We start from the raw sequence: 9,409 nt of genomic DNA on the forward strand, positions 1-9,409 counted from the left end.
TTTGCATCATGCACATGTAATACCAATATCAGGAAAGTCATACAGGTTAAAAGACCACTTAAAACAAACAGACTAATTGTACATTTTTATATAATATTTTTTGTACATTAGGTCTTGACATTTTATAGATAGAATATAAATTTCGAAACTTTTGGAGTCTGACTCCTTATGCAGAAGGCTGTGATAAATCTCCAACAGTCCATTCTTTGAGACATACTTACGTTGTCAAAAGAATGAACCTGTGGATGGAAAATGGCACATCGTTAAAAGAGATGCTTCCTTTTCTAAGCAGATATCTGGGGCATCAAAGCCCTGACGAAACCTTTTACTATTATCATCAGGTTGCGGAAGCATTTCGTATTATCAGAAAAAATGATAAAACCGGTATATCAGTAATTCCGGAGGTAGAGCTATATGAGTAAAAGAAAAACTCAGAAGAAACTGTTCTTCTCTAAAACTCTGGATTTTCTTGAACATTATCTTCCTGACCAGGCACTGAAAAGCAGGAATACAATCGAAACATACCGTGATGCACTGACCATCTTCAGGAGATATGTAACGGATGAATGCCACCTGTCAATAAAAACATTTGGATTTGAAGACTGCACTCATGAAATGCTTCTGTCCTACATGGAATACCTAAAGAATAATAAAAATGCAGAAACTACCTGCAATAACAGGCTTGCAGCAATCAGAGCTTATCTGTGGTATGCAGCAGACATTGATATCTCTTTGCAATCCATCGCATTGTCTGCTTCAAGAGTTCCATTCCTGAGAGCACCAAAGCTGACCCGTGAGATAATCTCCGAGGAAGATATGAAAGCATTGCTTTCGGCCCCGCCTGATACAAAGATTGGCCGAAGGGATCAGATGATCCTCATTCTGCTTTATGATTCTGCAGTCAGGGTTTCAGAACTATTATCACTGAAGGTATCTTCAGTAAATCTTGATGCTGATATCCCATATCTTAGGATATATGGAAAAGGCGATAAAGAGAGGATTGTTGCGATCACAGATGTAACTGCCAATCACGTAAGGAATTATCTAAAGGTATATCATCCATTGAATGATCCAGATGCACCTTTGATATACACTGTCATAAAAGGACATAAAGACAAGATGTCTGTTGGAAATGTAGAACGGATCATAAAGAAATATGCAGATAAGATAAGACCAGATCATCCGAATCTTCCGGAACACTGTTATCCTCATATGGTCCGCAGAACACGCGCAACGAATCTATATCAGGATGGAACAGAACTGGAGCTGGTTTCCAGAATACTTGGGCATTCCTCAACTGAAACAACTCGCATTTATGCCGTTCCATCTTTAGAAATGATGCGAAAAGTAATGGAATCTGGGAATATGGCAACCAAAGAAAAACCTTTGTGGTCAGATGATGAAGCAGAGATGGCTCGTCTTTGTGGATTAAGATAATTATGTTATCCTCATCTTTTCCGAAAAATCATCTGGAAAATACAGGTTATTCAAAAAAGATGAGGATAAAAATAAACTGAGCATAAGCCTGTTGCGATAAAAATCTTGTCGAAACCGGTTGCATCATTCAGCATGTAAGAGACCTCCAATTCTGCTTAATAGTTCTGCAGAAGCAGTGTTTGAAATCTCCAGCGAAAAGGTGTCCTTTCGAATGATCACATCTGGTCTGAATGCAGTAGATGATACGGCGGATTGCTTAGGTAATTTTAATTCGACGAAATCAACCGACGACTCTGCAGGTATACTTACAGATTTGGCTGCAGGCGGTGAAGAAGATTCTATTGTAGAAATATAAGCTTCTTCACGCAGCCGACGTTGCCAGTAAAAGAATGACTTGTCTGAAATACCATGTTCTCTGCACCAGGCAGTTTTATTCATTCCACTAGCCAGACATTCTTTTATGATGTTAGTCCATTGTTCACAGCGGACTTTGTGAGTAATTTTATCCATGAGATAGCCCTCCTTGAAAAACCTTAGATTTTTTAGAGTAATTATCTCACAAAAACTAGCAAGCGACACGGTACCGGCTATTTACCATTTACGAAATAAATTTCTTTTCTCCACGATTATTTTAATACGCTACTTTACTTACTTTTTAATGTAATATCGACAATTTCTGGAATATTATTAAATCTAGGAAGTTTTTCTTTCTGACTTCCAAGACCTCTGGTTATAATCATATTTTTTACGGTTTTAAAATGATGGATTCCATCTACATATTCGGGAAACAATCCCTGATCTCCACCAAATACACCTCCTAACACAGGAAGAATAATCTGACCACCATGATCATGACCACTGACAACCAAGTCAATATTCCATGTCTGAGCAGCTTCCCCAAAAATAAAACTATCCGGACGGTGAGCCATCATGCAACGAAAAACATCTGTACTTTCAAAGTCTTTCAAGAATCCATAAATTTTAGGATCCATATGTTCCTTTTTAGTCGAATCTTCTCCATCCAGTGCAAATGCATAATCATAAATACCACCAATTCGTATCTTATTTCCCTTAACCTGAATATCCTGATATTCCTTGTCCAGAACAACAGCACCAGCCTGTTCTAATTCTCTTACAATATCTGATGATCGATTGGCCATAAAATTCTCTTCATGATTTCCAAGTGAATAATAAACCGGAGCTATTTTCACCAGGTTTTTTATCAAACCTGTGGCCACATGGGCATCCTGTCCGTGCGCATTTATCATATCACCGACTACTAGAATTATATCCGGTTTCTGATCTTTTATTTTTTCAATTAACCTGGTATTATTCTTACCAAACTCACTATTGTGTAAATCAGAAATCATGACCATTCGAGTCTCATTCTTGATTCGATCTGATTGCAGTGTATAACTGGATACAGTTAAGCATTTATACGAAACAACAATACCTACGGTTAATAATATTGCAGTAATTAATACTACTAACAAAAATATCAACAAAAATCGCTTCTTTTTTGATTTGAATTTCTTCATAAACTCACTCTGCCCTTCTATTATGCTAAATTCAAATTTATCTAATCTATTATACAGCATAAAAAAAGAAACAAGAACCAAAGATTATAAAATAGGTGAATTAAAATAGCATTATCAATAGTAAATGTATTTCTATTGTGCCAAGGCATCCATACTCTTAAATAAATAATTCCATCGTCAATCGCTGGATAGCTAATACTTTCATAATCATTAACTTCTTGAGACAAAGTAACAAGCGAAAGTCGTGTAGTTGATTTATCGTTTGCAAAAATTCTGATGTTGCACTTGTTCGTACCATCAGTTGTTGCACTTGCCTTGCCAATTCTAAAAGTATAGTGCTTTCCTTTTTCAACTGTACTGTAAAAGGAATAAATGCCACCAAGTTTACCTTTTCTGTAAATTAAAACGATATAGAATTGTTATGTTTTGTAATGGCAAGGTCAGATGGTTTTGATGTGTACTCAATTGAATCAAAATCTAACAAATTATTATCAATAATAATTGTATTTTGTAACTCACTTAAATCACTCTTTAATTTAGTTGGTCAGTAAATTCCCAAATCAAATAAATGGCAATATTCATATTTATTTCCGTTCATATAAGATGCAAATTGTGTTCCTCCACAACATCCACCAATTAGACACTGACATCTTGACAATAGTACAATAGATGACAAATACTCTAAACTTTTTAGATAATTGTCATTCTCTCTATCGTGATGTACCCAACTTATTCTTACATTATCTCCGTTTTCATTCTTTAAATTGTAGAATTGATCGTAATATTCCCTTTTGTTAACGAGGATTTTGCCAGGGAATTTGCTTTCAAATTCATCGACAATTTTTTTCTCCTCTGTGGCAAGATAGATGTAGTCACATTTAAATTCTTGCATTTTTATTTCGACCAATGAAATTACATCTTTGATCTCTGGCTGAACTTGATGACCTTTTGGTTTATTCGCAGTATAATCAGTCCCTCTACAAAGAACTCCTATTGTCCGTTTCTTCCCATCATCTAAAATAGTACGATATTCATTTTCGATATATTGAGATGTTTTCTCGTTAAAAACAATGAACTTTTCATATAATTTGTGGAACAATTCAATACTGTCGGGAGAAGGTCTCATAGGAATTATAATATTAGCTTTTTCAGTATCACATGTAATTGTTTCTTCTCCATCCAATAATTCACATCCATAAGGTTGTTTTAAAAATTGTTCCCATAAATTTACGCCCTCATTGTTTTTAAAATCAACATATGGTAAATAACCATTGGATAAGCAATATATAATATTCACCAACATATTGTTCATAAAGCTCATTTGAAATAGTGGATAATCCCACTCACCACGTTCTATTTTACATTTCTTCAAATTGCTGACAGATAGTTTTTCAAAATCTGTTTTTCTCATATACTTGTCCAATCGTACAAATTCCGAAACTTCAGTATATTTTTTTGGTAACACATTCTCAACTAATTCTATCTGCTTAATTGTCATTTTATTTAGTATTGTTTTAATATTCATAAAAACATTCCTCCCAAAAAAATATATTATATAACGATTTACGAATCAACTGATAAATCATTTATATATATTTTTTCATTACAAAACCATATAATATTCTGTTGTATACCATTTGATAATAGATATTAAATAATACAAGATAGGAAATTTGTTATTGATCATTTATGCAATTCTTTAAAGTTATTATCGTATAATTAAGCATAATTAATATGTATATTTATTCATTAATGATAGGTTCAATAATCTCTCTAAATTAAATTTCTCTTTCGTCTTGTAAAAACATATTCTCCTTTAACGTAATGTATTGCCGGCACTATACAGGTTTTTGTATTGCTGTGGAGTGCGTTGCGTCGAGGCCAGAAAACTCAAATGCATAAATGTCCACCTTAAGGACGGCTATGTTGATATCCTGGACACTAAATCGCACAAAGATCGGCGTTTGTATCTTTCCGAGGAACTCATCAGCTATCTTGCCCAGTATGATAAAGCTGTGCCAGCATGCTTTCCGGAAAGAGAATATTTCTTCCCTGGTGCAAAGGGAGGTATCTGTTCAACAACCGCAGTATCAGCCAATTTCAGAAAAATATGGGTTTCTGCCGGATTAAAACGGGACGGTAAAGTCAAACCCAGGGCATATGATTTCAGGCACCATTTTGCCTGTGCTAATATCATGCGGTGGTCACAGGAAGGCAAGGATGTCCATGCCATGCTTCCATATCTAATGCGATACATGGGACATTCCTCGCTGGAGAGCACCTATTATTACATCCATCTTATACCTGATTACTTTTCTCAGTATACCAAGCTCACATCTTCCACGGAAGATCTGATACCGGAGGTGGAAGCGTATGAAGTATAAGAGAAAAAAAGACAAGGATTTCTGGGTGCTTGCCCGTGCGTATCTCCATGATTATATGCCCGCCGTCAAGAATCTCTCGGATAAGTCGGTTGATGCGTATAAACAATCTCTAAAAACGTACCTTTCTTTTTTGAAAGAGGTCAAATCCCTTACAGAGGAAAAAGTAACATTGGATGCCTTTTCACGGGATAACATCAAGGAATATGTAACATGGCTAAAGGATAAAGAGTTCTCTCCTAAAACCATAAACTTAAGGCTCACGGCTATTCGGTCATTCCTCAAATACTGTTCGGAGGAAGATTTCGAGCTGCGTGGCATTTATACAGATGTATGCTCTGTCAAAAAAGTTAAAGAAGAGAAAAAAGCCTTACAGTACTTGAAACCGCAAGCAACATCAGCTATCCTGTCCGCATATGGCGTTGATACGTCAAAACACCGGAGAAACAGGATGATGTTAATCCTTTTGTATGATAGCGGTGCCAGAGTGCAGGAACTTGCTGACCTTAACATATCCTCCCTTCATATAGGAGAGGAGAATCCTTACATAACACTTGTAGGGAAAGGTCGCAAGAGCCGTAATGTCCCACTTATGGCAAAAACAGTAAAGCATCTGAATGTTTATATACAGGAGTTCCATCCGGGCAATGAGGAGGCCCCGCTGTTTTATAGTATCCTTGGCGGAAAACCTCATAGATTGTCCACCGACAGCATCAGCCTTGTTCTGAAAAATGCAGCTGACATGGCAAGAAAAAACTGCGATGAAATCCCTGACAATGTACATTGTCACCTCATCAGAAAAACAAAAGCTATGGACCTTTACCGTAATGGCGTGCCGTTGCCGTTTATAATGCAGCTTTTGGGGCACGAGAGCATGTCCACAACTTCAGGATTCTATGCTTTTGCGACCTTAGAAATGATGAGCGAAGCCATCAACAAGTCTGCTCCCAAAGTTGACGATGACGAAAAGCTGTGGAAGAACGCTGATATAAGGAAAGCAATCTTCTCGCTTGACTGACCCGAAATACTATGCCGAAGAATTGGATACGAATAATAAGAATACATGAGGTAATAAGATTTTTCGGCATAGTTTTTTCTTCGGCATAGTCGCTGTTATGCCGAATTCGGGATAACTCAGATCAAGGGAGCCAGTATACATCAAAAGAATACACAGAGTTGTGTGAAAGCCTTGGGATAACACAAAGCATGAGCAAAGCAGGTTATCCATATGATAATGCTCCAATGGAGCGACACTTCAACACATTGAAAAATGATTTGATTTACCAGCATTATTATCATACAGAGGAAGAACTCTATACTGCAGTCGAAGAATTTGTGTATGTGCATTATAATCATGTACGTCCGCATTCTTATAACAATTACAAAACGTCTTTCGAGGCACGCTACGGGGTTGCATAACCCCTGTAGCCAAAATTAGGTCGTAGTGTTACAAAAATGCTTGACCACAACAGTGTAATGCCATCCAATAGATTAACCCGATATGAAGTACCAACAGGAGAATCTCCTTCCGGAATACCGCTAGAAATAATTACTCCATTTCTGACAATTACACTATCTATAGCTATATAGATTTTCCCATAGCTACCAACAACCAGACCGAGTTTTTTGAACTCATCTAAATCACTCTTTCTCAAGTTTAAAATTTGATTTTAACAGGATTATGCTTACAAATCCGTTCTTCTTTTGGTGGAAGTTTCATATAATTTCCATATTTTAATCGTAACATTTCATCATAATCTTTAAATATCATAAATTCTTTATTTTCAAATTTAATCTTCGTATATTTTTTAGGCATATCTTTAGGAAAATGTATTTTATAACATGATAATGTTGATAGATCAACCCAAGCATAATTTGATTTCTGTTGATTACTTTTCTCAATATTTATATTCGCCTTATAAATCTGCTTACTTCTAATAGACTTTGGAATCATTTGTAAAAGCTTTTTTAAAAATTTCTTTTTCCAATTTTCATTCTCATTAATTAAATTTCCTCTATTAAAAATATTTCGTCTAATACCATTAAAATACAGGTGGCTTTTTCCTAAGAAATTTTTAGGAATTTTATCCAATGGAAAAATATCAATCCAAATACCATTATGTCCTTTTTCAATATTATCTCCATCGGTTAATAATATTGTTCCATCTTTTCTAACTTTAGCATGATCAATATTTGTGTCGCTATCTGTTTTAACATTTTGAAGAAAAAAACCATCTATTGGGTGATTTTCCCAGCACTCGCAAAATTTATTATATTGATTTCGTGTCATAACGATATCAATATCATCATCCCATGGAATGAACCCTAAATGCCTAACAGCTCCTAATGCAGTTCCTGCATATAAAGAATATTTAATATGCTCTTTTACACAGAAATTGTGTACTACCTCTAATATTTCTAATTCTGTTCTTTGTAACTTTATTAATACATCTGGTTGCATATTCTACCTCAATTTTCTAAGTTGCTTGACTATGTTTTAATTTCCATGCATGCAATTTTTGATAAATACTAACAGGTACACAAGCCTTTAACACATACAAATACGGTTTATAACAAGTTAATCCATGAAATCCCATTAATTTATATCCACGACTTCTTGTTTTTGCACTATTCAATCTCGCATGAAAATTCCTTCTCTTTACTGCATTAACATCTTCCAAAATAACATATAATTCATCCGGCAAATTATATCCTTTAAAACCATGTGCAAGAAATCTGCACCATAAATCTACATCCTCAACTCTCAAAACAGTTGGATCTAAAGAATATCCTCCCAATTCATCGTAAACTTTTTTATAAGTCATAATCGTTGCATGAGAAAATGCATTGGAATATAACATTGTTTTTTTTGTTGGAAATGGTGTTTTCACAATCGATGCTATTTTCTTTTCACCATCAAATACAGTAACACCTGTTCCTACTAAATCTATTTCTGGATGCTTTTCCAAAAATTCAATTTGCTTTTCAAATCGATCTGGCAATGACCAATCATCAGCATCCATCCTAGCAACTAATTCTGTTTTTACATATTTTAAGCAATGATTTAAAGAATATGGCAATTGTTTGTTGTTCTTATTTTCTAAAATCAAAAATTTATCTGGATATTCTTTTTCATAAGATTTCAAGATTTTTAAAGTATTATCAACAGATCCGTCATCACAGCAAATCATTATCCAATCTTTATAAGTTTGATTTAAAATTGAATCAATAGCTTTATGTAATGTTTTTTCACAATTATAGCAAGCCATGATTACTGATATCTTTTTATCTACAATCATTTTTTCAATGTCTCTCCTAAAATAAAATCTTATTTTTTTAAGTTACCTACATTTTGCATTAATCATCCCCCTAAAAATATAATCAATATATCCAATTATTGTTGAAATTATAACTGTCAATATAAACACACTATATTCTGGCATCTTACATATTTTTAATATTATAGCTATAACCAGTGGATGAATAACATACACAAATAAGCTTATCTTTCCCAAAATAGTAAAGTCAAAATTCACTAGATAATCTTTTGCTGCAATAATTAAATTAAATAAAAAATATGCTGTTGGCAAAGTAAAAATTATGTAAGAAAATCGAACTTGTTCCATATTTTTTAACATTATAGCTTCTAGTGAAAGACAAGAAAATGAAATTATAAATCCTAGTGCATAAAATCTCATTCTTTTCCTTTTATCACTACTTACAACACAAACGAATACTCCCATCATTAATAATGGTAAAACTCTAGTAATGGATATTAATATACAATTTAATTTATCAAAAATAATAAAATATTTTTGTAAAAAATCAGGAAGAAAAATTCGATAACTATATTGAACAACTTCAAAAAAATACAATACTATTAATATAAATGGAAACTTGTCTACCTTTATTTTGAAAAGTATAAATGGTCCTATGTCAAGATTTAGTACAAGTTAAAATGAGTTTTTCCTCATCCTAACTTGTCATCTGCAATTCGTCTTTCTGGATTTTACGATACAACTTTTCATACTCATTTGGAGACATATAGTCACA

General features: G+C 34.1%; 10 protein-coding genes and 1 pseudogene. 5 read left to right on the forward strand and 6 right to left on the reverse strand.

The genetic code is table 11. The features are described 5' to 3' along the window. The first annotated feature begins 233 nt into the window (after positions 1–233). Together KTB61_RS12720 and KTB61_RS12725 are read left to right on the forward strand one after the other, a co-directional pair. Positions 234–422, forward strand: a complete 189-nt coding sequence (locus KTB61_RS12720) for a site-specific integrase (RefSeq protein WP_216697682.1) — start codon at positions 234–236, stop codon at positions 420–422. After that, positions 415–1,437, forward strand: coding sequence for a tyrosine-type recombinase/integrase (locus KTB61_RS12725; RefSeq protein WP_216697683.1), 1,023 nt, complete (start codon positions 415–417; stop codon positions 1,435–1,437). The genes KTB61_RS12720 and KTB61_RS12725 overlap by 8 nt, the downstream gene beginning before the upstream one ends. A gap of 123 nt (positions 1,438–1,560) precedes the next feature. Here the strand turns inward: KTB61_RS12725 and tnpA are convergent, their stop codons facing one another. The 3 genes from tnpA to KTB61_RS12740 all read right to left on the reverse strand — a co-directional run bounded on the left by tnpA (position 1,561) and on the right by KTB61_RS12740 (position 4,500). After that, on the reverse strand, positions 1,561–1,947 hold the full coding sequence (gene tnpA / locus KTB61_RS12730; RefSeq protein WP_216697684.1) for an IS66 family insertion sequence element accessory protein TnpA: 387 nt from the start codon (positions 1,945–1,947) through the stop codon (positions 1,561–1,563). A 134-nt stretch (positions 1,948–2,081) separates the two neighbouring features. Then, positions 2,082–2,930: a metallophosphoesterase gene (locus tag KTB61_RS12735; RefSeq protein ID WP_230973753.1), complete on the reverse strand. Its 849-nt coding sequence runs from the start codon at positions 2,928–2,930 to the stop codon at positions 2,082–2,084. A gap of 589 nt (positions 2,931–3,519) precedes the next feature. Continuing rightward, on the reverse strand, positions 3,520–4,500 hold the full coding sequence (locus KTB61_RS12740) for an O-fucosyltransferase family protein (protein WP_216697686.1): 981 nt from the start codon (positions 4,498–4,500) through the stop codon (positions 3,520–3,522). Positions 4,501–4,804: 304 nt separating this feature from the next. Here KTB61_RS12740 and KTB61_RS12745 point away from each other — a divergent pair, with 304 nt between their 5' ends. The 3 genes and pseudogenes from KTB61_RS12745 to KTB61_RS12755 form a co-directional block, all read left to right on the forward strand. Further along, the gene (locus tag KTB61_RS12745) at positions 4,805–5,359 is read left to right on the forward strand and encodes a tyrosine-type recombinase/integrase (RefSeq protein WP_330656387.1); all 555 of its coding nucleotides are present in this window, start codon (positions 4,805–4,807) and stop codon (positions 5,357–5,359) included. Then, positions 5,349–6,374 carry a tyrosine-type recombinase/integrase gene (locus KTB61_RS12750; protein ID WP_216697688.1) on the forward strand — a complete coding sequence of 342 codons (1,026 nt, stop codon included), beginning with the start codon at positions 5,349–5,351 and terminating at the stop codon, positions 6,372–6,374. The genes KTB61_RS12745 and KTB61_RS12750 overlap by 11 nt, the downstream gene beginning before the upstream one ends. 113 nt (positions 6,375–6,487) lie before the next feature. Beyond that, positions 6,488–6,775, forward strand: a pseudogene (locus KTB61_RS12755) (transposase); the annotation flags it as partial. 238 nt (positions 6,776–7,013) lie between these two features. Here the strand turns inward: KTB61_RS12755 and KTB61_RS12760 are convergent. The 3 genes from KTB61_RS12760 to KTB61_RS12770 are packed head-to-tail and all read right to left on the reverse strand — an operon-like array spanning position 7,014 to position 9,054. After that, positions 7,014–7,817 carry a LicD family protein gene (locus KTB61_RS12760; protein ID WP_216697689.1) on the reverse strand — a complete coding sequence of 268 codons (804 nt, stop codon included), beginning with the start codon at positions 7,815–7,817 and terminating at the stop codon, positions 7,014–7,016. 16 nt (positions 7,818–7,833) lie between these two features. Further along, entirely contained in the window at positions 7,834–8,655 is an 822-nt protein-coding gene (locus KTB61_RS12765) for a glycosyltransferase (protein ID WP_216697690.1), read from the reverse strand. A gap of 42 nt (positions 8,656–8,697) precedes the next feature. Next, positions 8,698–9,054: a hypothetical protein gene (locus KTB61_RS12770; protein ID WP_216697691.1), complete on the reverse strand. Its 357-nt coding sequence runs from the start codon at positions 9,052–9,054 to the stop codon at positions 8,698–8,700. Between the last annotated feature and the right edge of the window lie 355 nt (positions 9,055–9,409).

The sequence above is a fragment of the Anaerostipes faecalis genome, from assembly GCF_018982945.1.
In the GTDB taxonomy this organism is placed as follows: Bacteria; Bacillota; Clostridia; order Lachnospirales; family Lachnospiraceae; genus Anaerostipes; species Anaerostipes faecalis.